The sequence below is a fragment of the Streptomyces sp. NPDC104313 genome, assembly GCF_055583985.1.
Window position 1 is genome coordinate 41,873 of record NZ_JBVJMW010000005.1, and the last position, 25,019, is coordinate 66,891.

The 25,019-nt window shown below is 69.4% G+C and carries 22 protein-coding genes and 1 pseudogene; 22 read left to right on the plus strand and 1 reads right to left on the minus strand.

Translation table 11 applies throughout. The features are described 5' to 3' along the window. The first annotated feature begins 2 nt into the window (after positions 1 to 2). From thrC to ACZ60Q_RS13840, 22 genes and pseudogenes are all read left to right on the plus strand, one after another. Positions 3 to 1,073, plus strand: a complete 1,071-nt coding sequence (gene thrC, locus ACZ60Q_RS13735) for a threonine synthase (protein ID WP_469632888.1) — start codon at positions 3 to 5, stop codon at positions 1,071 to 1,073. Positions 1,074 to 1,477: 404 nt separating this feature from the next. Beyond that, positions 1,478 to 2,395 carry a homoserine kinase gene (thrB, locus tag ACZ60Q_RS13740; protein ID WP_469632890.1) on the plus strand — a complete coding sequence of 306 codons (918 nt, stop codon included), beginning with the start codon at positions 1,478 to 1,480 and terminating at the stop codon, positions 2,393 to 2,395. A 391-nt stretch (positions 2,396 to 2,786) separates the two neighbouring features. After that, positions 2,787 to 4,862 (plus strand): transcription termination factor Rho, encoded by a 2,076-nt coding sequence (gene rho, locus ACZ60Q_RS13745; protein ID WP_469632892.1) that lies wholly within the window; start codon positions 2,787 to 2,789, stop codon positions 4,860 to 4,862. Positions 4,863 to 5,105: 243 nt separating this feature from the next. After that, positions 5,106 to 6,821 carry a trypsin-like serine protease gene (locus tag ACZ60Q_RS13750; RefSeq protein ID WP_469632894.1) on the plus strand — a complete coding sequence of 572 codons (1,716 nt, stop codon included), beginning with the start codon at positions 5,106 to 5,108 and terminating at the stop codon, positions 6,819 to 6,821. Between the two features lie 293 nt (positions 6,822 to 7,114). Next, entirely contained in the window at positions 7,115 to 8,218 is a 1,104-nt protein-coding gene (locus tag ACZ60Q_RS13755) for an LCP family protein (protein WP_469632896.1), read from the plus strand. Between the two features lie 163 nt (positions 8,219 to 8,381). After that, complete coding sequence (gene rpmE / locus ACZ60Q_RS13760) at positions 8,382 to 8,606, plus strand: 50S ribosomal protein L31 (protein WP_469632899.1); 225 nt, start codon at positions 8,382 to 8,384, stop codon at positions 8,604 to 8,606. A 165-nt stretch (positions 8,607 to 8,771) separates the two neighbouring features. Next, positions 8,772 to 9,848 (plus strand): peptide chain release factor 1, encoded by a 1,077-nt coding sequence (gene prfA / locus ACZ60Q_RS13765; protein ID WP_469632902.1) that lies wholly within the window; start codon positions 8,772 to 8,774, stop codon positions 9,846 to 9,848. A gap of 42 nt (positions 9,849 to 9,890) precedes the next feature. Beyond that, the gene (prmC, locus tag ACZ60Q_RS13770; protein ID WP_469632905.1) at positions 9,891 to 10,736 is read left to right on the plus strand and encodes a peptide chain release factor N(5)-glutamine methyltransferase; all 846 of its coding nucleotides are present in this window, start codon (positions 9,891 to 9,893) and stop codon (positions 10,734 to 10,736) included. Between the two features lie 52 nt (positions 10,737 to 10,788). Continuing rightward, entirely contained in the window at positions 10,789 to 11,436 is a 648-nt protein-coding gene (locus ACZ60Q_RS13775; protein WP_032763084.1) for an L-threonylcarbamoyladenylate synthase, read from the plus strand. Further along, positions 11,433 to 12,074, plus strand: a complete 642-nt coding sequence (locus ACZ60Q_RS13780; RefSeq protein WP_469632909.1) for an arsenate reductase/protein-tyrosine-phosphatase family protein — start codon at positions 11,433 to 11,435, stop codon at positions 12,072 to 12,074. Before ACZ60Q_RS13775 ends, ACZ60Q_RS13780 begins: the two co-directional genes overlap by 4 nt. A gap of 227 nt (positions 12,075 to 12,301) precedes the next feature. After that, positions 12,302 to 12,574: pseudogene (locus tag ACZ60Q_RS13785) on the plus strand (serine hydroxymethyltransferase); the annotation flags it as partial. A 108-nt stretch (positions 12,575 to 12,682) separates the two neighbouring features. Then, a complete protein-coding gene (locus tag ACZ60Q_RS13790; protein ID WP_469632912.1) occupies positions 12,683 to 14,068 on the plus strand; it encodes an MraY family glycosyltransferase in 1,386 nt (461 codons plus the stop codon). Positions 14,069 to 14,335: 267 nt separating this feature from the next. Then, positions 14,336 to 14,776, plus strand: coding sequence for a hypothetical protein (locus ACZ60Q_RS13795; protein ID WP_469632915.1), 441 nt, complete (start codon positions 14,336 to 14,338; stop codon positions 14,774 to 14,776). 201 nt (positions 14,777 to 14,977) lie between these two features. Next, positions 14,978 to 15,811, plus strand: coding sequence for a F0F1 ATP synthase subunit A (gene atpB, locus ACZ60Q_RS13800; protein WP_469632918.1), 834 nt, complete (start codon positions 14,978 to 14,980; stop codon positions 15,809 to 15,811). 86 nt (positions 15,812 to 15,897) lie between these two features. Further along, complete coding sequence (atpE, locus tag ACZ60Q_RS13805; protein ID WP_469632921.1) at positions 15,898 to 16,128, plus strand: ATP synthase F0 subunit C; 231 nt, start codon at positions 15,898 to 15,900, stop codon at positions 16,126 to 16,128. Positions 16,129 to 16,169: 41 nt separating this feature from the next. Beyond that, positions 16,170 to 16,706, plus strand: a complete 537-nt coding sequence (locus tag ACZ60Q_RS13810; RefSeq protein ID WP_469632924.1) for a F0F1 ATP synthase subunit B — start codon at positions 16,170 to 16,172, stop codon at positions 16,704 to 16,706. Beyond that, a complete protein-coding gene (locus tag ACZ60Q_RS13815; RefSeq protein ID WP_469632927.1) occupies positions 16,703 to 17,518 on the plus strand; it encodes a F0F1 ATP synthase subunit delta in 816 nt (271 codons plus the stop codon). The genes ACZ60Q_RS13810 and ACZ60Q_RS13815 overlap by 4 nt, the downstream gene beginning before the upstream one ends. A 130-nt stretch (positions 17,519 to 17,648) precedes the next feature. Then, positions 17,649 to 19,220 (plus strand): F0F1 ATP synthase subunit alpha, encoded by a 1,572-nt coding sequence (gene atpA / locus ACZ60Q_RS13820; protein ID WP_469632930.1) that lies wholly within the window; start codon positions 17,649 to 17,651, stop codon positions 19,218 to 19,220. A 3-nt stretch (positions 19,221 to 19,223) separates the two neighbouring features. Then, entirely contained in the window at positions 19,224 to 20,141 is a 918-nt protein-coding gene (locus ACZ60Q_RS13825) for a F0F1 ATP synthase subunit gamma (RefSeq protein WP_469632933.1), read from the plus strand. Next, positions 20,141 to 21,583, plus strand: coding sequence for a F0F1 ATP synthase subunit beta (gene atpD, locus ACZ60Q_RS13830; RefSeq protein ID WP_469632935.1), 1,443 nt, complete (start codon positions 20,141 to 20,143; stop codon positions 21,581 to 21,583). Before ACZ60Q_RS13825 ends, atpD begins: the two co-directional genes overlap by 1 nt. Before the next feature lie 109 nt (positions 21,584 to 21,692). Beyond that, complete coding sequence (locus ACZ60Q_RS13835; protein ID WP_469632938.1) at positions 21,693 to 22,067, plus strand: F0F1 ATP synthase subunit epsilon; 375 nt, start codon at positions 21,693 to 21,695, stop codon at positions 22,065 to 22,067. A gap of 132 nt (positions 22,068 to 22,199) precedes the next feature. Then, entirely contained in the window at positions 22,200 to 22,646 is a 447-nt protein-coding gene (locus ACZ60Q_RS13840) for a DUF2550 domain-containing protein (RefSeq protein ID WP_026290719.1), read from the plus strand. Positions 22,647 to 23,008: 362 nt separating this feature from the next. Here the strand turns inward: ACZ60Q_RS13840 and ACZ60Q_RS13845 are convergent, their stop codons facing one another. After that, positions 23,009 to 24,883, minus strand: a complete 1,875-nt coding sequence (locus ACZ60Q_RS13845; RefSeq protein WP_469632940.1) for a glycosyl hydrolase family 18 protein — start codon at positions 24,881 to 24,883, stop codon at positions 23,009 to 23,011. Positions 24,884 to 25,019 lie beyond the last annotated feature (136 nt).

The window sequence follows — 25,019 nt, forward strand, 5'->3', positions numbered from 1 at the left end:
CCATGACCAGCAAGGGCACCCACCAGTGGCGCGGCATCATCGAGGAGTACCGGGACCGGCTTCCGGTCACGAGCACGACGCCCGTCGTCACGCTTCGTGAGGGCGGTACGCCGCTCGTTCCGGCGCAGGTCCTCTCCGAGCGCACGGGCTGCGAGGTGCACCTCAAGGTCGAGGGCGCCAACCCCACCGGTTCGTTCAAGGACCGCGGCATGACCATGGCCATCACCCGGGCCAAGGAGGAGGGGGCGAAGGCCGTCATCTGCGCCTCCACCGGCAACACCTCGGCCTCCGCCGCGGCGTACGCGGTGCGCGCCGGGATGGTCTGCGCCGTCCTCGTGCCGCAGGGCAAGATCGCGCTCGGCAAGATGGGCCAGGCGCTCGTGCACGGCGCCAGGATCCTCCAGGTCGACGGCAACTTCGACGACTGCCTGACGCTGGCCCGCTCGCTCTCGGACAACTACCCGGTGGCGCTGGTCAATTCGGTCAATCCGGTCCGTATCGAGGGCCAGAAGACCGCCGCGTTCGAGATCGTCGACGCGCTCGGCGACGCCCCCGACATCCATGTCCTGCCGGTCGGCAACGCGGGCAACATCACCGCGTACTGGAAGGGATACACCGAGTACGCCGGTGACGGCGTCTCGACCCGCTCCCCGCGCATGTGGGGCTTCCAGGCCTCCGGCTCCGCTCCCATCGTGCGCGGCGAGGTCGTCAAGGACCCGTCCACGATCGCCACCGCGATCCGCATCGGCAACCCGGCCTCCTGGGACTACGCCCTGGCCGCCCGCGACGAGTCGGGCGGCTTCATCGACGAGGTGACGGACCGGCAGATTCTGTCCGCGTACCGGCTGTTGGCCTCCCAGGAGGGCGTCTTCGTGGAGCCCGCGTCGGCCGCTTCCGTCGCCGGCCTGCTCAAGGCCGCCGAAGAGGGCAAGGTCGACCCCGGCCAGCGCATCGTCTGCACGGTCACCGGCAACGGCCTCAAGGATCCCGACTGGGCCGTCGCGGGAGCACCGCAGCCGGTCACCGTCCCGGTCGACGCGGCCACCGCCGCCGAGAAGCTCGGACTCCTCTGATCGGGTCCCGGGCCGGGCGCCGGCAAGCGCCGCGACCGGCCCGGGCGACGGCGGCAACCCGCTCAACCAGCCCCTTTCCGGGGCGGAGAGCGCATGGGAGGCGGGCGACACGCATCGTGCGCCTCCTGTGCGCCCTATGTCGCCACAGAACCTTCCTTCGATAAGCTGTACCCCATCCGCCCGGCATCCGCCCGCCGGACCGCCACGTCTGCGGTTCCCGTCGTGGCCGTCGGGCCGGCCGCCGGATTCCCGCACCGTTTCGGATCCCTCCGCACCCCCCGACCCCCACCCCCACCGCCCCGACCCCCACCGTTCGCCCCCGCCCGTGAGCCCGTCCGCACGCCCCGCCGCCGCAGAGCCACCCGCACTGCATCCCCGCCGCCTTACAAGGAGTGGTCCGACCGATGGCCGGTCCCGCGTTCCGAGCCGCCGCCGTCAGGGTGCGCGTCCCCGCAACCAGTGCCAACCTGGGGCCCGGGTTCGACTCCCTGGGCCTCTCGCTGGGGCTGTACGACGACGTCGTCGTCCGGGTCGCCGACTCCGGGCTGCATATCGACATCGCAGGTGAGGGCAGCCGGACGCTGCCCCGCGACGAGAGCCACCTGCTCGTGCGCTCCCTGCGCACCGCGTTCGACCTGCTCGGCGGCCAGCCCCGTGGGCTGGAGATCGTCTGCGCCAACCGCATCCCGCACGGCCGAGGCCTCGGCTCCTCCTCCGCCGCCATCTGCGCCGGAATCGTCGCCGCCCGCGCGGTGACGACGGGCGGCGACGTCCGCCTCGATGACGAGGCCCTGCTGGAGCTGGCGACCGAGATCGAGGGGCACCCCGACAATGTCGCGGCCTGTCTGCTCGGCGGATTCACGCTCGCCTGGATGGACGGCGGCGCGGCCCGGGCGATCAGGATGGACCCCGCCGAATCCGTCGTCCCGGTGGTTTTCGTACCGGGGCGCCCGGTGCTCACCGAGACGGCGCGCGGCCTGCTTCCGCGCACCGTCCCGCACGTCGACGCGGCCCTCAACGCCGGCCGGGCGGCCCTGCTCGTCGAGGCCCTGACCCGCCGCCCGGAACTGCTGCTCGCCGCCACCGAGGACCGGATCCACCAGGAATACCGGGGCCCCGCGATGCCGGAGAGCGTGGAGCTGGTGGGCCGTCTGCGCGCCGACGGTGTGCCCGCGGTCATCTCCGGTGCGGGGCCCACGGTCCTCGCGCTGACGGAGGAGGGCTCGGCCGACAAGGTCGCCCGACTGGCGGGGGAGGGCTGGGCGGCGAACCGGCTGGCCCTCGACGCGAGGGGCGCCATGGTGCTGCCGCTGGCCGCGTAACCGCATGTGATTACCGGTGGGCGAGAGGGGGAATGTTTGTTGGAGCCGGTAGTGTTAACCTCAAGTCTGCAACCGACGTCTTCTAGGCGCGTTGCTTCGTGTCCCCCTCCGGGACCACCATTCTTCCGGGAGCCTCCCCAACTGCCTGAGCAGCCTGCCTGAGCAGTTTCGAGCACGCTCCGGAACCGGCACGACACCCCTCGCTGGTCCAGGAGTGGGCCGAGCAGGGGGATCTCGCGCCGGACCCCGCACGTTCATCTCTCCGCCGTACACCCGGCGGACCACCGCCCCGGCAAGGTCCGCGATCCAGCAAGATCAACAGACCGCAGTCGGACAGCACAACCGGTCGCCGAGCCAGAAGGCCGACGTCCGCTCCAGGGAAGGACCCTTCGTGAGCGACACCACCGATCTGATGGGCGTGACTGCCGACAAGAGCGTCGACAGCGCCGCGCCCGCCGAAGGTGCTGCCACTGGCACCACCGCACGGCGCCGCCGCTCCGGCACCGGCCTTGAGGGCATGGTCCTGGCCGAGCTGCAGCAGGTCGCGTCCGGCCTCGGTATCAGGGGCACTGCGCGGATGCGCAAGAGCCAGCTGATCGAGGTCATCAAGGAGGCGCAGGCGGGTGGCGGATCCGCAGCCCCCAAGGCCTCCTCCAAGGCCGCGGCGGCCCCCGCCGAGGCGGAGGGCAAGCCGAAGCGCCGCGCGACCTCGAAGGCGCGCACCGGGGACGAGGCCGCCGCTGCCGCCACCGAGAAGGACACGGCCCAGCAGCAGATCGACATCCCCGGTCAGCCGGCCAGCGACGACCAGCCCTCGGGCGAGCGTCGTCGCCGTCGTGCGACCGCGCAGGCGGGCAGCCCCGACACCAAGACCGAGGCGAAGACCGAGGTCAAGGCCAAGGCGGAGCCCCAGGCGGAGCAGAAGACCGAGGAGCGGGGCGAGCCGAAGGGCGACGCCAAGGCAGAGGCCGCCGCCGACACGGCCGAGGGCCGTCGTGGCGACCGTCAGGGCCGCGGTGAGCGGGGCGACCGTGGCGAGCGCGGCGAGCGTCGTGAGCGTCAGCGTGACCGCCGCGGCAAGGGCGACGACCAGGGTCAGCAGGGCGGCGGCGGGCAGCGCCCGCAGCGTCAGGGCCAGGGGCAGAGCCAGGGCCAGGGTCAGGGCCAAGGCCAGGGTCAGGGTCAGCAGAACCGTGACAACGGTCCGCAGGACGACTTCGACGACGAGGCGGGCGGCCGTCGCGGCCGTCGCGGCCGTTACCGCGACCGCCGTGGCCGTCGTGGCCGCGACGATTTCGCCAGCGATGTACAGGTGGCCGACGACGACGTCCTGATCCCCGTCGCGGGCATCCTGGACATCCTCGACAACTACGCGTTCATCCGGACCTCCGGCTACCTGCCGGGCCCGAACGACGTGTACGTCTCGCTGGCCCAGGTCCGCAAGAACGGTCTGCGCAAGGGCGACCACGTCACCGGCGCGGTGCGCCAGCCCAAGGACGGCGAGCGGCGCGAGAAGTTCAACGCGCTGGTCCGCCTCGACTCGGTCAACGGCATGGCCCCGGAGTCGGGCCGCGGCCGCCCCGAGTTCCAGAAGCTGACGCCGCTCTACCCGCAGGACCGGCTCCGTCTGGAGACCGACTCCAACATCCTGACGACGCGGATCATCGACCTGGTGGCCCCGATCGGCAAGGGCCAGCGCGGGCTCATCGTGGCCCCGCCGAAGACCGGCAAGACCATGATCCTTCAGGCCATCGCCAACGCGATCACGGTCAACAGCCCCGAGTGCCACCTGATGGTCGTCCTGGTCGACGAGCGTCCGGAGGAGGTCACCGACATGCAGCGGTCGGTGAAGGGCGAGGTCATCTCCTCGACCTTCGACCGTCCCGCCGAGGACCACACCACCGTCGCCGAGCTGGCCATCGAGCGCGCCAAGCGCCTTGTGGAGCTGGGCCACGACGTGGTCGTCCTGCTCGACTCGATCACCCGCCTGGGCCGCGCGTACAACCTCGCGGCGCCGGCCTCCGGCCGCATCCTGTCCGGTGGTGTCGACTCGACCGCGCTCTACCCGCCGAAGCGCTTCTTCGGCGCCGCGCGCAACATCGAGGACGGTGGCTCGCTGACCATCCTGGCCACCGCGCTCGTCGAGACCGGCTCGCGCATGGACGAGGTGATCTTCGAGGAGTTCAAGGGCACCGGCAACATGGAGCTCAAGCTCGACCGGAAGCTCTCGGACAAGCGCATCTTCCCGGCGGTGGACGTCGACGCGTCCTCCACCCGTAAGGAAGAGATCCTGCTCGGCACCGACGAGCTGGCGGTCGTCTGGAAGCTGCGCCGGGTGCTGCACGCGCTCGACCAGCAGCAGGCGATCGAGCTCCTCCTGGACCGGATGAAGAAGACCCAGTCCAACGCGGAGTTCCTGCTCCAGATCCAGAAGACGACGCCGGGCAGCGGTAACGGCAACGACTGACGTTCTTCCCGCTGTTCCGCGAAAGCGCCCCGTTACTCCGGTGACGAGGGCGTTTTCGCGTTATACGATCAGCGCCACCAGGTGGGGGGAACGTATTTTCTATATTCCCACTGTGATGTGTCTCCAGTGGGGAGAACTTTCTCCTTCGCGTGCACGTACACGGCGCCGTCACCGAGGTGCGCCGTGTTCATCGAGGGGAGTCCTGTGACATCTGGCAGACGGAGGGGTTTCCTTACCCTCCCCGTGGCAACTGCCGTGCTCGCCCTGGGAGCGGGGGCACTCGCCTCCACTCCCGCGCAGGCCACGGACACGGTCCCGCTTCCGGGCAAGCAGAGCACCCAGAAGCGGTCCGACGTACCGCGGGCCGAACTGCTCGACACCGTCAAGGGGTCGGCCGCCCGGCTGGCGGAGGGCGAGTCGGGTGCGCCCGCGCCCGGCGGAGTCACGGAACCGGCGCCGGAGCGCACCGCCGATCCGAAGATCATCGGAGGGTCCGAAGCCCTGATCTCCGAGGCGCCGTGGATGGTGCAGCTGCACTACTACGACGACAAGGGAACATCCGGCACCGCGGACGACGACAGCTACTTCTGCGGTGGCACGCTCGTCGCGCCGGCCAAGGTCCTGACCGCCGCGCACTGCGTGGACGGACTGGACTGGAACAAGTACGGCGCCGTCGTGGGCGGCACCGCCAAGCTCCCGGTCGGCAGTGACCTGAACGGCGGCCAGGCCGTCGGCGTCTGGCGGCAGTGGGTCCACCCCGCGTACGACGACGTCGAGTTGAGCAGCGACGTCGCCGTGCTGACGCTGGGCGCGGCCCTGCCGTACAAGACGCTCCAGCCTGCCTCCGGTGCCGAGACGGCGCTGTACAAGGAGGGCACCCGAGCCACGGTCTACGGCTGGGGCCGCACCAGCTCCACCAGCGAGGCCATCTCGCCGACGCTGCGCAAGGCCATGGTGCCGGTCAACGCCGACTCCACCTGCGCGTCCTTCTACGGCTCCGAGTTCACGGCCGGGAAGATGACGTGTGCCGGAGTGCCGGCGGCGGGCCAGGACGAGGGCACCGTATCGCCGTGCAACGGCGACTCCGGTGGTCCACTCGTGGTCAACGGCCGTATCGCGGGCGTGGTTTCGTGGGGTGTCCGGGACTGCGTCGCCACCGGCGCGTACAGCGTCTACTCCAAGGTCAGCTCGTTCTTCGGGCAGATCAACCCCCGGGTCGACGACGCCAACCTCAACTTCGACACCACGGCGGACCTGTTCGCCCGGCAGTCGAAGGGCGAGGCGTTGGAGTACTACTCCAACGGCAAGGCGCTCACCGCGCCGGTGGCCCTCGGCGACTGGGGCGCGGTCGATCTGGTGCGTCAGGTCGACTGGGACCGCGACTTCTACCAGGACTACGTCTACCGCGTCGGCGGCGACCTGTACTGGTTCTACTTCGACGGTACGGACTGGGCCGAGAAGAAGATCGGCACGGGCTGGTCCTCGTTCAAGAACATCCTCTTCCCCGGCGACATCACCGGTGACGGGAACCCCGACCTCGTCGGTATCAACAGCACGGGCACCCTCGTCACCTACCCGGGCCGCGGCGACGGCACCTTCGCGTCCAAGGTCACGGCGGGCTCCGGCTGGGGATCGCTGACGGTGTTCGGCAAGGGCGACTACAGCGGTGACGGCATCCCCGACCTGCTGGCCCGGGACGCCCAGGGCCGGCTGTGGCTCTACGCCGGTCGCCACAACGTGGCCTCGCCGTTCGCCAACAAGGTCCTGGTCGGCACCGGCTGGAACTTCTCGGCGTACATCGCCACCGGGGACAACACCGGTGACGGCAAGGCGGATATCACCGTCCGTGACAGCGCCGGCGCGATGTGGTTCTACCCGACCAGTGGTTCGGCGACCAAGCCCTTCGGGCCGAAGCTGAAGGCCGGCACCGGCTGGAACGGATTCAACCTCTTCGGCTGACCTCGGCCGATCCCGCCGTCCTCGGCCGACGTCGGCCGGCCCGAGACCTTGGCCACACCGGCCTCGGTCCCCGAACCGTCCGACGCATCGCTGTACCGAGCACGAAACCCCAGGTGAACACCGCCTCACGGCCCGTTCGCCCGAACGTCCTGTGGCCCCCTTCGTCCGACGGGGGCCACAGGCGCGTATGCAACCCTTCTTGCTGCTTCGGCCGTCCCTCCGGGAGAGGCCGACCGCGCGTGGAACACCACGGCAGGGGGGGCACACGGGCACCAGGAGTGACGAGGAGACGCGTGAGCGAGCAGAGCAGGAGCACCGGCCGCGTACGCGGCACCGGCAGCCGACGGAGGAGGCCGTCCCGCCGACGCCGTGCCAAGGTCGTCGCGGCCTGGACGGTGGCGGGCGTCGTGGTCGTCGGCGGGACCGGACTCGGATACGCCTACCTGGCGCTCGACGGCAACCTCTCCAGCATCGACATCGACGCCAAGCTCGGCGCCGACCGTCCCGACGAGGTGGACGACGGCTCGCAGGACATCCTGGTGCTGGGCTCCGACTCGCGCTCCGGCGACAACGGGAAGTACGGCGACGACGAGGGCGCGGCCCGCTCCGACACGGCGATGGTCCTGCACGTCGACAAGGGCCACAAGTCCGCGAGCGTCGTCTCGATACCCCGCGACACCCTGATAGAGCGCCCCGCCTGCGCCAGTGACACGACGGGCGACCCCGTCGCCGCCGAACACCGGGCGATGTTCAACACCGCCTACGAGGTCGGCGGGCCCGCCTGCGCGGTGAAGACCGTCGAGTCGATGTCCGGCATCCGCATGGACCACTACCTGGAAGTCGACTTCACCGGCTTCACGAAGCTCATCGACGAGCTCGGCGGCGTCGAGATCACCACGAAGACCGCAATCGACGACTCCAAGAGCCACCTGGACCTGGAGCCGGGCACCCACACCCTGAACGGTGAGCAGTCCCTCGGCCTCGTCCGTACCCGCGAGAGCGTCGGCGACGGCAGTGACCTCGGGCGCATCCAGCTCCAACAGGCGTTCATCAAGGCGCTGATGGACCAGACGAAGAGCGTCGGGGCGTTCACCAGCCCCACCAAGCTCTACGGCCTCGCGGACGCCGCCACCAAGGCCGTCACCACCGACTCCGCGCTCGGCTCCGTCACGAAGCTCACCGGCTTCGCGGGCGGCCTCAAGGAGCTGGACGCGAAGAACGTCGACATGGTGACCCTGCCCGTGGAGTACGACCCGGCCGACCCGAACCGGGTCCTGCCGCAGGAGGAGGCCGGCCGGCAGGTCTGGGCCGCCCTCAGGAACGACCTGCCGATCCCCGCCTCCGCCACCGAGAAGTCGGCCGGCGACAAGGGCGACGCCGCGGAGGTCCTCGAGTAGCCCCACCGGTCACCCTGTGTGTGCGGCCGGTCGGGGAATACCTGCGCTCCGCCCCCGGTTTTGGGAGATACGGCCGGTCCTGGCAGACTGGTACGTCGGCCCCGGTTCACGGCCGCGCAATCCGCGCGGACGACCCGGCGCCCTCCCGAAACTAGGAGACACCTTGAAGCGCGAGATCCACCCCGAGTACGTCGAGACCCAGGTCAGCTGCACCTGCGGTGCGGCGTTCACCACCCGGAGCACCCTCGGCAACGGCACCATCCGTGCCGACGTCTGCTCCGAGTGCCACCCGTTCTACACGGGCAAGCAGAAGATCCTCGACACCGGCGGCCGCGTGGCCCGCTTCGAGGCCCGCTTCGGCAAGGCTGCCGGCTCCGCCAGCAAGTAGCGAGCCACTGCGCCGGTTCTCGGCGCCCTCTTCCCGGGGGCGTCGGAACCGGCGTTTTTTCCGGTCGGGTGTCCCGGGGGAGCCACCCTTGGACCCTTGGACACCCCACCGGGCAGTACGCCCTCCAGCAGGCCCGCAGACGCACAACCAACCAGGAGCCCCCGAATGTTCGAGGCGGTCGAGGAACTGATCGGTGAACACGCCGGTCTTGAGACGAAGCTCGCCGACCCGTCGGTCCACTCCGACCAGGCGGGCGCGCGCAAGCTGAACAAGCGCTACGCGGAGCTGACCCCGATCGTCTCCACGTACCGGACCTGGAAGCGGACCGGCGAGGACATCGAGACCGCGCGCGAGTTCGCCGCGGACGACCCCGACTTCGCCGCCGAGGTCAAGGACCTGGAGAAGCAGCGCGAAGAGCTCACCGAGAAGCTCCGCCTCCTCCTCGTCCCGCGCGACCCCAGCGACGACAAGGACGTGCTCCTGGAGATCAAGGCGGGCGCCGGCGGCGACGAGTCCGCCCTGTTCGCGGGCGATCTGCTGCGCATGTACCTGCGCTACGCCGAGCGCATCGGCTGGAAGACCGAGATCATCGACTCCACCGAGTCCGAGCTCGGCGGCTACAAGGACGTCCAGGTCGCCGTGAAGACCAAGGGCGGCAACGGCGCCACCGAGCCCGGCCAGGGCGTCTGGGCCCGGATGAAGTACGAGGGCGGCGTGCACCGCGTGCAGCGCGTGCCCTCCACCGAGTCGCAGGGCCGCATCCACACCTCCGCCGCGGGCGTGCTCGTCACCCCCGAGGCGGAGGAGGTCGAAGTCGAGATCCACGCCAACGACCTGCGCATCGACGTCTACCGCTCCTCGGGCCCCGGCGGCCAGTCCGTCAACACGACCGACTCCGCCGTCCGCATCACGCACCTGCCCACCGGCGTCGTCGCCTCCTGCCAGAACGAGAAGAGCCAGCTCCAGAACAAGGAGCAGGCCATGCGCATCCTGCGCTCCCGGCTGCTCGCCGCCGCCCAGGAGGCCGCCGAACAGGAAGCCTCCGACGTGCGCCGCAGCCAGGTCCGCACCGTCGATCGCTCCGAGAAGATCCGGACGTACAACTTCCCGGAAAACCGCATCTCGGACCACCGCGTCGGCTTCAAGGCGTACAACTTGGACCAGGTGCTCGACGGAGAGCTGGACGCCGTCATCCAGGCCTGCGTCGACGCCGACTCCGCCGCCAAGCTCGCCAACGCGTAAGCGACCCGCCCCGCACACCCGTAACCCGTACGGAGAACCGCGATGAACCTGCTGCTCGCCGAGGTGGCCCAGGCCACCCAGCGGCTGGCCGACGCCGGTGTCCCCTCACCGCGATTCGACGCCGAGGAACTCGCGGCCTTCGTCCACGGGGTGAAGCGGGGCGCCCTGCACACGGTGCCCGACACGGACTTCGACGCCCGGTACTGGGAGACGATCGCCCGCCGAGAGGCCCGCGAACCCCTCCAGCACATCACCGGCCGCGCCTTCTTCCGCTACCTGGAGCTCCAGGTCGGACCCGGTGTCTTCGTGCCCCGCCCGGAGACCGAGTCCGTTGTCGGCTGGGCCATAGACGCGGTGCGCGCGATGGACGTCGTCGAGCCCGTCGTCGTCGACCTGTGCACCGGATCGGGTGCCATCGCGCTCGCCATGGCACAGGAGGTCCCCCGCTCCCGTGTGCACGCCGTGGAGCTGTCCGAGGACGCCCTCAGGTGGACGCGGAAGAACGCCGACGGGTCCCGGGTCACCGTGCACCGCGGAGACGCCCTGAGCGCCCTTCCGGAGCTCGACGGCCAGGTCGACCTGGTCATCTCCAACCCGCCGTACATCCCCCTCACCGAGTGGGAGTACGTCGCCCCCGAGGCCCGCGACCACGACCCGGAGATGGCCCTCTTCTCCGGCGAGGACGGCCTCGACACCATCCGCGGCATCGAACGCACCGCCCACCGCCTGCTGCGCCCCGGCGGCCTCGTCGTCATCGAGCACGCCGACACCCAGGGCGGCCAGGTTCCGTGGATCTTCACCGAGGAACGGGGCTGGGCGGATGCCGCCGACCACCCCGACCTCAACAAGCGGCCCCGGTTCGCCACCGCCCGCAAGGCCATGCCGTGACCGGCCCCCGGCACCACCACCCGTACCCGTACCCGCTCCAGGAGGCCGGCTGATGGCTCGGCGATACGACTGCAACGACGCCACCGACCGGACCACGGGCCTGCGCGAGGCCGCATCGGCCGTCCGCCGGGGCGAACTGGTCGTGCTGCCCACCGACACCGTGTACGGGATCGGTGCGGACGCCTTCACCTCGGAGGCCGTCGCGGACCTGCTGGACGCCAAGGGCCGGGGCCGCAACATGCCCACCCCCGTCCTCATCGGCTCGCCGAACACGCTGCACGGCCTGGTCACCGACTTCTCCGAGGAGGCCTGGGAGCTCGTCGACGCCTTCTGGCCCGGCGCCCTCACCCTCGTGGCCCGGCACCAGCCCTCCCTCCAGTGGGACCTCGGAGACACCCGGGGCACCGTCGCCATCCGGATGCCGCTGCACCCGGTGGCCATCGAGCTGCTCACCGAGGTCGGCCCGATGGCCGTCTCCAGCGCCAACCTCACCGGACACCCCTCGCCCGAGGACTGCGACGCCGCCCAGGGCATGCTCGGCGACTCCGTCTCCGTCTACCTCGACGGCGGCCCGACGCCCGGCATCGTGCCGTCCTCGATCGTCGACGTCACCGGCGCCACCCCGGTCCTGCTGCGCGCCGGCGCCCTCTCCGCAGAGGAGCTGCGCAAGGTGGTCCCCGACCTCGAGGTGGCCAATTGACCGCGCCCGAGGGGCGTGGCATAGCGGGGCGGGCCGACACCTTCCGCATCCTCCATGTCAGCACCGGCAACGTCTGCCGCTCACCGATCACCGAGCGGCTGACCCGCCATGCCCTGGTGGGCCGCCTCGGCGACCCGCTCAGCGGCGGCCTCATCGTGGAGAGCGCGGGCACCTGGGGCCACGAGGGCGCGCCCATGGAGGCCAACGCCGAGGTCGTCCTCGCCGACTTCGGCGCGGACGCCACCGGCTTCGTCGGCCGTGAGCTGCTGGACGAGCACGTGATCCGCGCCGACCTGGTCCTCACCGCCACCCGCGACCACCGCGCCCAGGTCATCTCCATGGGCCACTCCGCGGGCCTGCGCACCTTCACGCTCAAGGAGTTCACCCGGCTGGTACGGGCCATAGACCCGGCCACCCTGCCCGACCCGCGCGACGAGGGCGTCGTCGAGCGCGCCCGCGCCCTGGTGCGCGCCGCCGCCGCGCTGCGCGGCTGGCTGCTGGCCCCGACCGCCGAGGCGGACGAGGTCTACGACCCCTACGGCGCCCCCATCACCTTCTTCCGCTCCGTCGGCGACGAGATCAACCAGGCGCTCGACCCCGTGGTCACCGCGCTCACCGGCGTACGCGCCCCGCACTGACGGGACGTATCCGCGCCGCACCGGGGGCCGGTGCGTCGACCGGCGTACGGCACCCCGCGACAGCGGGCACAGCGCCCGGCCCCGGCCTACAGGGGAGCTGACACCGGCACCCCTCGCCGGCGCACCCGCCTCCAGGCCCGGAGCCGTCCCATGCCGGTCACCTCTCCCGCCGCACCCGCAGCCGTGCCGCCCGCGCCCGGCGCCCTGCCCCATGACCCCGGCGCCCCGCTCCGCCAAGACCCCGAGGTCGCCGGGGTCCTCCGCGCGAAGAGCGGCCGGCGGCGGCCGGTGTGGTCCTGGACACCTGCGCCCTGCCGTACGGGGACGCCCGGGGCATCCGGCTGGGCACGGCGGCCGTCACCACCCAGGGGATGGACGACGGGGACATGGCCCCGATCGCCGCCCTGTTCGGAGCGGCCGTACGGGAGCCGGGCGACGTGAGCCCGATCGCGGCGGAGGTCCGTGAACTGACCGCGCGCAATCCGCCGTATCCGGGGTAGTGGACTCCGCGCTGTCCGGGGCACACGAACCCTGTGCAACCATCATCCGTACCGTGGAGTCCTTGTTTCAGAGACTAGGGTGTGGTTTTTGGATGGCCGGCGAGTTCTGTGGGGCAGCCCGTGCGTGATTACCTGCTGACGCTCTGTGTCACGGCGGCGGTGACCTATCTGCTGACCGGACCGGTGCGTAAGTTCGCCATCGCGGTCGGGGCGATGCCCGCGATCCGTGCGCGCGACGTCCACCGGGAGCCGACACCCCGGCTCGGTGGGATCGCCATGTTCGGCGGACTGTGCGCGGGGCTGATCGTCGCCGACCACCTCTTCAACCTGAAGAGTGTCTTCGAACTCTCCAACGAACCGCGGGCGTTGCTCTCCGGCGCCGCCCTGATCTGGCTGATCGGCGTCCTCGACGACAAGTTCGAGCTCGACGCCCTGATCAAGCTCGGCGGCCAGATGATCGCCGCCGCCGTCATGGTCATCCAGGGGCTCACGATCCTGTGGCTGCCGATCCCCGGCGTCGGCACGGTCGCCCTCACCCAGTGGCAGGGCACGCTGCTCACGGTGGCGCTGGTCGTCATCACGATCAACGCGGTCAACTTCGTCGACGGCCTGGACGGGCTCGCGGCGGGCATGGTGTGTATCGCGTCGGCGGCGTTCTTCCTGTACGCGTACCGCCTCTGGATGGGGTACGGGATCGAGGCGGCGGCCCCCGCGACGCTGTTCGCGGCGATCCTCATGGGCATGTGCCTCGGCTTCCTGCCGCACAACATGCATCCGGCGCGGATCTTCATGGGCGACTCGGGCTCGATGCTGATCGGCCTGGTGCTGGCCGCGGGTGCGATCTCGATCACGGGCCAGGTCGACCCGGACCTCATGAAGATCTTCGAGGGCAGCGAGCGCGAGGCCACCCACGCGCTGCTCCCGGTCTTCATCCCGCTGGTGCTGCCGCTGACGATCATCGCGATCCCGGCCGCCGACCTGGTCCTCGCCATCGTCCGTCGCACCTGGAACGGCCAGTCGCCGTTCGCCGCCGACCGGGGCCACCTGCACCACCGGCTGCTGGAGATCGGCCACTCGCACAGCCGGGCCGTGCTGATCATGTACTTCTGGTCGGCCCTCATCGCCTTCGGCGCCGTCGGCTACTCGGTGCACTCGGCGTCCTCGTGGATCGTGTTCGTCATCATCGCGGCGAGCGCGGTGGGCCTCGTCCTGCTGCTGATGCCGCGCTTCACCCCGCGTGCCCCGCACTGGGCCAACCGCTTCGTTCCGCCGCGCTATCGCCACCGCGCCGCGGAGCCGGATTCCGCCCCGTACGAGGTGAAGCCGGCGCCCGTGGCCTCCGGGGCCCAACAGGGCTCGGCGGGCGCGTCGATGGGCGAGGAGGCCGCCGAGCGGGCTCCCGTGGCGGTCGGAGTGTCCGGCGTCAACGGCGCTACCGCGATCGGCGCTCGTTCGCGGTTTCCGGATCGCCGCTCGATCGACTCCTCGCGCTGACGATTCGGAACTCGCGGTGCATTACCAGACATTGCGCCGTCTTGTCCTGCGTGCAGGCACGGATTCACTCTCATGTGTGACAGTTGGCACACTTTTGAGGTAAAGACCTCATCAAATAGTTTGTGATAGCGTTCACGAGACCCAGTGACGGAGCCGAAGGACCCTGGTAGGACGGTCCATTGGCCCGAGAATCCGCCTCGCGGACCGGGCCTACGCTCGTCCATGACGACGCCCCATTCCTCCCCTCAGACCAGTGGAGCTGCCGCCATGCAGTCCGACATGCGCGAACTACTGCGCATCGCCATCCCCACCGCCGCGGTGGGAGCCATCGCCACGCTTGTCGGCGGGCTCGTCGTCGGCGGCAAGGGGGCGATCGGTGCTGTGGTGGGCTGCCTGGTGGTCATTCTCTTCATGGCCCTCGGACAGCTGGCGCTCCAGTGGGTCGGCAGGGCCATGCCTCAACTTTTCCAGGGCATGGGGCTGCTGGTCTACTCGGTCCAGCTCGTGCTCCTGCTCGTGTTCATCATGGGCATCAAGGACACGTCGCTCTTCGATCTCCAGGTCTTCGCCCTGACGCTGGTCGTCTCGGTGATCGCGTGGATCATCACGCAGACCGTGCTGCACGCCAGGAGTAAGACCCTGTACGTCGATCCGGAGGCGGAGAGCCGGAACACCCCGGGCGGAACCAAGGGGAAGCATGACCAGTAGGGCCGGGATAAAGCCCTGTTCGACATGCTGCTATCGTCCGGTCTCGGTTGCGGTATCGCGGGCGCGGACAACACGACTGTCGCCTGATTCATCGCGAGGCTTCGGGCCCGGCCGCCGCCTCCCCACCGTAAGAAACCAGTCCGGTGCCGACCTGCGGCTGCCAGCCGCTCCGATCCAACGAGGTAGCCGTATCCATGCGCCATGCAGAAGGAGCTCCTGGTGACTGCTGACGCCCAGACGCTCGCCTTCGAGGTTGACTGCCACCTGTTCCAGGGCTCGTGCGGATTCCCAGCCCCGAGCGCGTGGTCGTTCATCTTCGACCCGATCTTCACGATCGGGCCGGTCGAGTTCAACAAGCCGATGCTGCTGGCGATCATCGGAACGATTGCGATCGTGACCCTGTTCTGGATGGGCTTCTCCAAGCCCAAGGTCGTTCCGGGCAAGTTGCAGATGATCGCCGAAGCCCTTTACGACTTCGTGCACCGGGGCATCGCCAAGGAGATCATCGGCAAGAAGGGCGAGCCGTTCGTCCCGCTGCTGGTGTCGCTGTTCTTCTTCGTCTGGGTGATGAACCTCTGGGCGATCATCCCGCTCGCGCAGATCCCGGTGACCTCGCTCATCGCCTACCCGGTCGGCATGGCTCTGCTCGTCTGGGTCGTCTACATGACGGTGACCTTCCGGACCCACGGCTTCGTCGGCGGTATCCGTAACCTGTGCGTACCGAGTGGTCTTCCCAAGCCGATCTACGTGATCCTGACGCCGATCGAGTTCGTCTCGAACATCTTCGTGCGCCCCTTCACGCTGGCGGTCCGGCTCTTCGCGAACATGTTCGCGGGTCACATCCTCATTCTGGTCTTCACGATCGCGACCTGGTACATGCTCGGCACCGTGCTCGGCACCGTGTACGCCACCGCGTCGTTCGCCGTGACACTCGCCCTGACCGTCTTCGAGATGTTCATTCAGGCGCTCCAGGCGTACGTGTTCACCGTGCTGACCGCCACGTACTTGTCCCAGGCACTCGAAGAAGCGCACTGAGGACATCCGGGCCACCGCCCGGACACCCCTAGACGTTCGGTGGACGTCATCTCCACCGGCCAACCAAGAGAAGGAATCACAGATCAATGTCTGAGACTCTCGCAGCCGTCACGGGCAACATCGGCACCATCGGTTACGGCCTCGCGGCCATCGGCCCCGGCGTCGGCGTCGGCATCATCTTCGGTAACGGCGTGCAGGCCATCGCCCGTCAGCCCGAGGCGACCGGCATCATCCGCCAGAACATGCTGCTCGGCTTCGCGGTCATCGAGGCCCTGGCGCTGATCGGCTTCGTCGCGCCCTTCATCTACCCGAAGTAGTCCAGGCGACCTGACGATACGTTTTCGACGAAAGGTCCACCATGTTGCATCTGGCAGCCGAGGAGCCGCAGTCACCGCTGCTGCCGGTCTGGCCCGAGATCGTCATCGGTCTGATCTGCTTCAGCATTGTCTTCTTCGCGTTCTACAAGAAGCTCCTCCCGGCCATCAACACGGTCCTGGACGAGCGTCGCGAGGCGATCGAAGGGGGCATCGAGAAGGCGGATGCGGCCCAGATCGAGGCCCAGAGCGTTCTTGAGCAGTACAAGGCTCAGCTCGCCGAAGCCCGCCACGAGGCCGCTCGTCTGCGCCAGGAGGCGCAGGAGCAGGGTGCCGTCATCATCCAGGAGATGAAGGCGGAAGGTCAGCGGCAGCGCGAAGAGATCATCGCCGCCGGTCACACCCAGATCGAGGCCGACCGCAAGGCCGCTGCCTCGGCGCTGCGTCAGGACGTGGGCAAGCTCGCCACCGACCTGGCCGGCAAGCTCGTCGGCGAGTCCCTCCAGGACCACGCCCGGCAGAGCGGCACCGTCGACCGTTTCCTCGACGAGCTCGAGGCGAAGGCCGAGGCAGCCCGATGAACAGCGCGAGCCGCGAAGCACTGGCTGCCGCACGCGAGCGTCTCGACGCGCTGACCGACAACACGTCGGTCGACGCGGCGAAGCTCGCGGAGGAGCTCGCATCGGTCACCGAGCTGCTGCACCGCGAAGTATCCCTGCGTCGGGTCCTCACCGACCCGGCCCAGAGCGGCGAGAGCAAGGCCGAGCTGGTCGCACGTCTGCTCGGCGGGCAGGTGGGCGGCGAGAGTGTCGACCTGGTCTCCGGACTGGTCCGGTCCCGCTGGTCGCACTCCCGTGACCTGGTGGACTCGATCGAGGGGCTGGCGAACACCGCAGACCTCACCGCGGCCCAGCGCGGCGGCAGCCTCGACGACGTCGAGGACGAGCTGTTCCGGTTCGGCCGGATCGTCGGCTCCGACAAGGAGCTGCGCTCGGCGCTCACCAGCCGTACGGCCACGGCGTCCGCCAAGGGCGAGCTGCTGCGCAGCCTGCTCGGCGGCAAGGCGCAGCCGGTCACCGAGCGGATGATCGTCCGCCTGGTCACCCAGCCCCGTGGACGTAGCCTGGAAGCAGGGCTGGACTCGCTGTCCAGGCTCGCCGCGGAGCGCCGGGACCGCATGGTCGCCGTCGTCACCTCGGCGGTGCCGCTCGGCGACCGGCAGAAGCAGCGCCTGGGCGACGCCCTGGCGAAGCTCTACGGCCGGCAGATGCACCTGAACCTGGACGTGGACCCCGCGGTCCTCGGCGGGATCTCGGTGCGCGTCGGTGACGAGATCATCAACGGCACCGTCGCGGAGCGCCTCGAAGAGGCGACCCGACGCATGGCCGGCTGACACAGCGCAGAAGAACAAGCAAGACCAGCGGCCCGGTTGGGCCGTGCAGAAATTGCAGAAGATTCCTGGGGGTCGGCCCCCAGACCCCCTTAAGAAACTTCGGGCCCAACAAGGAGAGCAGGGAACCCAGATGGCGGAGCTCACGATCCGGCCGGAGGAGATCCGGGACGCACTGGATAACTTTGTCCAGTCGTACCAGCCGGACGCGGCCTCGCGCGAGGAGGTCGGCACGGTCAGCGCTGCCGGCGACGGCATCGCGAAGGTGGAGGGTCTTCCCTCCGCCATGGCGAACGAGCTGCTGAAGTTCGAGGACGGCACCCTCGGTCTCGCCCTCAACCTCGAGGAGCGCGAGATCGGTGCGATCGTCCTCGGCGAGTTCAGCGGCATCGAGGAGGGCCAGCCGGTGCAGCGCACCGGTGAGGTGCTCTCCGTCGGCGTCGGCGAGGGTTACCTCGGCCGCGTCGTCGACCCGCTCGGCAACCCGATCGACGGTCTCGGCGAGATCGAGACGGACAGTCGCCGAGCCCTCGAGCTGCAGGCCCCTGGCGTCATGGTCCGTAAGTCGGTGCACGAGCCGATGCAGACCGGCTACAAGGCCGTCGACGCCATGGTGCCGATCGGCCGCGGCCAGCGTCAGCTGATCATCGGCGACCGTCAGACGGGTAAGACCGCTCTGGCCGTCGACACGATCATCAACCAGCGCGACAACTGGCGCTCGGGCGACGTGAACAAGCAGGTGCGCTGCATCTACGTCGCCATCGGTCAGAAGGGTTCCACCATCGCCTCCGTGCGTGGTGCGCTCGAAGAGGCCGGTGCGCTGGAGTACACGACCATCGTCGCCGCCCCGGCGTCCGACCCGGCCGGCTTCAAGTACCTGGCGCCGTACACCGGTTCGGCCATCGGCCAGCACTGGATGTACCAGGGCAAGCACGTCCTGATCATCTTCGACGACCTTTCGAAGCAGGCCGACGCCTACCGCGCCGTGTCCCTGCTGCTGCGTCGCCCGCCGGGCCGCGAGGCCTACCCGGGTGACGTCTTCTACCTGCACTCGCGTCTGCTGGAGCGCTGCGCCAAGCTCTCCGACGAGATGGGCGCCGGTTCGATGACGGGCCTCCCGATCGTCGAGACCAAGGCGAACGACGTGTCGGCGTTCATCCCGACCAACGTCATCTCCATCACCGACGGCCAGTGCTTCCTGGAGTCCGACCTGTTCAACGCGGGTCAGCGTCCGGCGCTCAACGTCGGTATCTCGGTCTCCCGAGTCGGTGGCTCCGCCCAGCACAAGGCCATGAAGCAGGTCTCCGGCCGGCTTCGCGTGGACCTCGCCCAGTACCGCGAGCTGGAGGCGTTCGCCGCCTTCGGTTCCGACCTGGACGCGGCCTCGAAGTCCTCGCTGGAGCGCGGCAAGCGCATGGTCGAGCTGCTGAAGCAGCCGCAGTACGCCCCGTTCCCGATGGAGGAGCAGGTCGTCTCCGTCTGGGCCGGCACCACGGGCAAGATGGACGACGTCCCGGTCGAGGACATCCGTCGCTTCGAGGGTGAGCTGCTGGAGTACCTGCGCCGCGAGCGCAAGGACCTCCTGACCAGCATCGCCGAGGGCGGCAAGATGTCCGACGACACGCTGCAGTCGATCGCCGACGCGATCGCCGCCTTCAAGCAGCAGTTCGAGACCTCGGACGGCAAGCTCCTGGGCGAGGGCTGATCGATGGGCGCTCAGCTTCGCGTTTACAAGCGCCGCATCCAAGCCGTCACCGCGACCAAGAAGATCACCAAGGCGATGGAGATGATCGCCGCCTCGCGCATCGTCAAGGCGCAGCGCAAGGTGGCGGCGTCCAAGCCGTACGCGACCGAGCTCACCCATGCGGTGACCGCGGTGGCGACCGGCTCCAACGCCAAGCACCCGCTCACCACCGAGGTCGAAGCCCCGACCCGGGCCGCGGTCCTGCTCGTCACGAGCGACCGCGGTCTGGCCGGCGGCTACTCCTCCAACGCCATCAAGGCCGCGGAGCGACTGCGGGAGCGCCTTGCCTCCGAGGGCAAGGAGGTCGACACGTACATCGTCGGCCGCAAGGGTGTCGCGTACTACGGCTTCCGCGAGCGCAAGGTCGAGGACTCCTGGACCGGCTTCACCGACAACCCGGCGTACGGGGATGCCAAGCGCATCGCCGCCCCGTTGATCGAGGCCATCCAGAAGGACACGGCCAAGGGCGGCGTCGACGAGCTGCACATCGTCTTCACGGAATTCGTGTCGATGATGACGCAGAACGCGGTCGACGACCGGATGTTGCCGCTCTCGCTCGACGAGGTGGCCGAGGAGAGCACCCGTAAGGGTGAGATCCTTCCGCTGTTCGAATTCGAGCCGTCGGCCGAGGACGTCCTCGACGCCCTTCTGCCGCGCTACGTCGAGAGCCGCATCTACAACGCACTGCTGCAGTCGGCGGCTTCCGAGCACGCTGCCCGCCGCCGTGCGATGAAGTCGGCCACCGACAACGCCGGGGACCTCATCAAGAGCCTGTCCCGGCTTGCCAACGCGGCCCGCCAGGCCGAAATCACCCAGGAAATCAGCGAGATCGTCGGCGGTGCCAGTGCTCTGGCCGACGCGACCGCGGGGAGTGACAAGTAATGACGACCACAGTTGAGACGGCCGCTGCCACGGGCCGCGTCGCCCGGGTCATCGGCCCGGTCGTCGACGTGGAGTTCCCCGTCGACGCGATGCCGGAGATCTACAACGCCCTGCACATCGAGGTCGCCGACCCGGCCGAGGACGGCGCCCGCAAGACGCTGACCCTGGAAGTCGCCCAGCACCTGGGCGACGGCATGGTCCGCGCGATCTCGATGCAGCCCACCGACGGCGTGGTCCGCCAGTCGCCGGTGACCGACACGGGCGAGGGCATCACCGTCCCCGTCGGTGACATCACCAAGGGCAAGGTGTTCAACACCCTCGGTCAGATCCTGAACGAGCCGGAGGCCGAGGCGCAGATCACCGAGCGCTGGCCGATCCACCGCAAGGCCCCGGCCTTCGACCAGCTCGAGTCCAAGACCGAGATGTTCGAGACCGGCCTGAAGGTCGTCGACCTGCTGACCCCGTACGTCAAGGGCGGCAAGATCGGTCTGTTCGGTGGTGCGGGCGTCGGTAAGACGGTCCTCATCCAGGAAATGATCATGCGTGTGGCGAAGCTGCACGACGGTGTGTCGGTGTTCGCCGGTGTCGGTGAGCGCACCCGTGAGGGCAACGACCTCATCGACGAGATGACCGAGTCGGGCGTTCTGGAGAAGACCGCGCTCGTCTTCGGCCAGATGGACGAGCCGCCGGGCACGCGTCTGCGCGTGGCCCTGTCCGCCCTGACCATGGCGGAGTACTTCCGCGATGTGCAGAAGCAGGACGTGCTGCTCTTCATCGACAACATCTTCCGCTTCACGCAGGCCGGCTCCGAGGTCTCCACGCTGCTCGGCCGCATGCCGTCCGCGGTGGGTTACCAGCCGACCCTGGCCGACGAGATGGGTGTGCTCCAGGAGCGCATCACCTCGACGCGTGGTCACTCGATCACCTCGATGCAGGCGATCTACGTCCCTGCGGACGACCTGACCGACCCGGCCCCGGCCACCACGTTCGCCCACCTCGACGCGACGACGGTTCTCTCCCGTCCGATCTCCGAGAAGGGCATCTACCCGGCCGTGGACCCGCTGGACTCCACGTCCCGCATCCTGGACCCGCGTTACATCACGCAGGAGCACTACGCCGCGGCCAGCCGCGTCAAGGGAATCCTGCAGAAGTACAAGGACCTCCAGGACATCATCGCGATCCTCGGTATCGACGAGCTGGGCGAGGAGGACAAGCTCGTTGTCCACCGTGCCCGTCGCGTCGAGCGCTTCCTGTCGCAGAACACCCACGCCGCCAAGCAGTTCACCGGCCTGGACGGTTCGGACGTTCCGCTCGACGAGTCGATCTCCGCGTTCAACGCGATCTGCGACGGGGACTACGACCACTTCCCCGAGCAGGCGTTCTTCATGTGCGGTGGCATCGAGGACCTCAAGGCGAATGCCAAGGAGCTCGGCGTCTCCTGAGCCTCCGGCTCACCGAGGGGGGTGGGTGTGTCCCGCCCCCCTCACCACGCCCCGTAGAATTGAACCGACACCCGGCCGGGCGGCCGGGTGGTGACCCGAGGAGCCACCCTTGGCTGCTGAGCTGCATGTCGAGCTGGTCGCCGCCGACCGAAGTGTCTGGTCCGGCGAGGCCACCCTGGTCGTCGCGCGCACCACGTCCGGCGACATCGGCGTCATGCCCGGTCACCAGCCGCTTCTCGGTGTGCTGGAATCGGGCCCGGTGACGATCCGCACGAGTGAGGGCGGCACCGTCATCGCCGCTGTGCACGGTGGATTCATCTCGTTCGCGGACGACAAGCTGTCGCTGCTGGCCGAGATCGCCGAGCTGGCCGACGAGATCGATGTCGAGCGCGCCGAGCGGGCGCTGGAACTCGCGAAGTCGGACGTGGACTCCGCTGCCCAGCGGCGCGCCGACGTACGACTGCGCGCGGTGGCGGTGCGCTAGCACCCCACTGACAGATGTTTTTACTCAGCCGCGGCCCGAGCTGGAGCAATCCAGCCGTGTCGCGGCTGAGGCGATGCAGGTGCCATACGGTTTCGGTGTTCGTTACTCGACGATGCGAGGAGGTCGGTGGAGATGGTCCTCGCGTTGTGGGTGGGCGCGTCCGTCATCGTCACGGTCCTGTTGGGGCTGTTCGTCTTCGGCCTGCGCCGGAGGCTGATCCAGCGGTCCGGAGGAACCTTCGACTGCAGCCTGCGCTGGGACGTGTCGGAGGAACCCGATGCGCTCGGCAAAGGCTGGGTGTACGGGGTCGCCCGCTACAGCGGTGACCGCGTCGACTGGTTCCGGGTCTTCTCCTACGCTCCTCGCCCCCGCCGGGGCCTGGAGCGTTCTGCGATCGAGGTGATCGCCCGCCGGCTGCCGGAGGGCGAGGAGGAGCTGGCGCTCCTGTCCGACTCCGTCGTGCTCGGCTGTCTCCACCACGGGACGCGCCTGGAGCTGGCGATGAGCGAGGACGCCCTGACCGGCTTCCTCGCCTGGCTGGAGGCGGCGCCGCCCGGCCAGCGGGTGAACGTCGCGTAGCACCGTGCGCACCCGGCGGGAGAACTGTTCGCAGGGCTCCTCCGTGCGGCGGCTCGCCGTGGACGTTTGCGCCATCGACAGGGAGCGCGTGACCTTGGCGCGCGGCGCTGGGGTGCCGGACGGTTCACGCGTCCGAGGCGCGGCCCGGGACGGAAGGCGCGCTCACCGGCGATGACCGGCTCGCCGTCGAGCACCCGGAGCAGGTCGCCGGAGTGGGGGAGCGGCGGTAGGGGGCCGGTGGAACGCCGTCGGGGCGGGGAGTGCGCACACAGCGGAAAACCGGGGAGGCGGGGGGCGGACCCGTCTCCCCGGTGCTTTCCGGGGCGGTGCTTGCCGTTATGGCGTGGGGAGCACCGTCGTGGCTACTGGAGGCCGCTCTTGATCGCGTTCACCAGTTCACCGTTGTTGGTGTCACCGGAGAACTCCCAGAAGAACGCGCCACCGAGGCCCTGGTTCTTCGCCCAGGTCATCTTGGTGCCGATGGTGGCCGGGGTGTCGTAGCTCCACCAGTTGGTGCCGCAGTGCGCGTAGGCCGTACCGGCGATGGTGCCGGTGGACGGGCAGGTGTTCTTCAGGACCTTGTAGTCCTCGTTGCCCGGCTCGTACGTGGCCGAGGCCGGGCCGGTCGCCGTGCCTCCGGGTGCGGACTGGGTGACGCCGGTCCAGCCGCGGCCGTAGAAGCCGATGCCGAGGAGCAGCTTCTTGGCGGGGACGCCCTTGGCCTTCAGCTTGGCGATGGCCTCGGAGGAGGAGAAGCCGGCCTGCGGGATGCCGGTGTACGGGGTCAGCGGCGAGTGCGGGGCCGTCGGGCCCTTGGCCGCCCAGGCGCCGAAGAAGTCGTACGTCATCACGTTGTACCAGTCGAAGGACTGGGAAGCGCCGCCGTAGTCGGCCGCGTCGATCTTGCCGCCGTTGGAGCCGTCTGCGGTGATGGCGGCGGTGACCAGGTACTTCGGGCCGAACTTCGCCCGCATGGCGTCGGCCATGTTCTTGAGCGCGGCCGGGCCGCTGGTGTCACAGGTCAGACCACAGGCGTTGGGGTACTCCCAGTCGAGGTCGATGCCGTCGAAGACATCGGCCCAGCGGGGGTCCTCGACCAGGTCGTGGCAGGACTGGGCGAAGGCGGCGGGGTTCTGCACGGCCTGGCCGAAGCCGCCGGACCAGGTCCAGCCGCCGAACGACCAGAGGATCTTGATGTGCGGGAACTTGGCCTTCAGCTTGCGCAGCTGGTTGAAGTTGCCGCGCAGGGGCTGGTCCCAGGTGTCGGCGACACCGTCGACGGACTGGTCGGCGGTGTACGCCTTGTCGTAGTCGGCGTAGGCGTCGCCGATGGTGCACTTGCCGTTCTGCACGTTGCCGAAGGCGTAGTTGATGTGCGTGATCTTCGCGGCGGAACCGGACGTCACCAGGTTCTTCACGTGGTAGTTGCGCCCGTAGACGCCCCAGTTGGTGAAGTAGCCCATGTTGATCTTGTCGCCGCCGGGCTGCTGGCCACCGCCGCCGGTGGTGCGCACGGAGACGGCGCCGGAGACCGGGCCGGTCTGGTCGGCGGTGTCCCGGGCCTGCACGGCGTAGGAGTAGTCGGTGCCGGCGGTCAGCCCGGTGTTGGTGTACGTCGTGCCGGTGACCGTGGCGACCTTCGCGCCGTCGCGCAGCACGTCGTAGTTCTTGACGCCCTTGTCGTCGGTCGCCGCGCTCCAACTGAGCTTGACCGAGGTGTCGGTGACCTCGCTGGTGGTGGGGGCACCGGGGGCCGTGGGCGGGTTGTCACCGGGGATGGTGGGGCCGCCGTCACAGGAGGCGCCGTTCAGCTTGCAGCCCGTGGGGGCGCCGGAGCCGGTGCCGTTGAAGCCGAAGCTGACGCTGGCGCCGGGCGCCACGGACCCGTTCCAGGAGAGGTTCTTGGCGGTGTAGTGGCCGGCGCTGCTGGTGAGCGTGGCGTCCCAGCCGGAGGAGGCCGTGGTGCCCGAGGGGAAGTCCCACTCGACGGTCCAGGAGGAGAGCGCGGTGGTGCCGGTGTTCTTCACCGTCCACTGGCCCTCGAAGCCGCTGCCCCAGTCGGACTTCTTGGTGTACGTGGCGGTGGCAGACGCGGCTGCCGAGGCGGGGGAGGCGAGTCCCACCATCGCGGCCAGCGGCACGACCAGCGCGGTCAGGCCCGCGACGACCTTGGACCGGCCGCTCACAGAGGGTATCCATCTGAACCTGGATCGGCGTTGGGGGGAATCAGTGCTCAACGGTGCTCCTCGGGTGAGGTCCAACAAACGGGGGGTGATTCGTGGACTGCAAACCCTGCGCCGCCCTGAGTACGGGTGCTCTCGTACTCACCGCAGTGTGTGTCGGTGACAGTAGGAAGGTCTGGACCAATCGTCA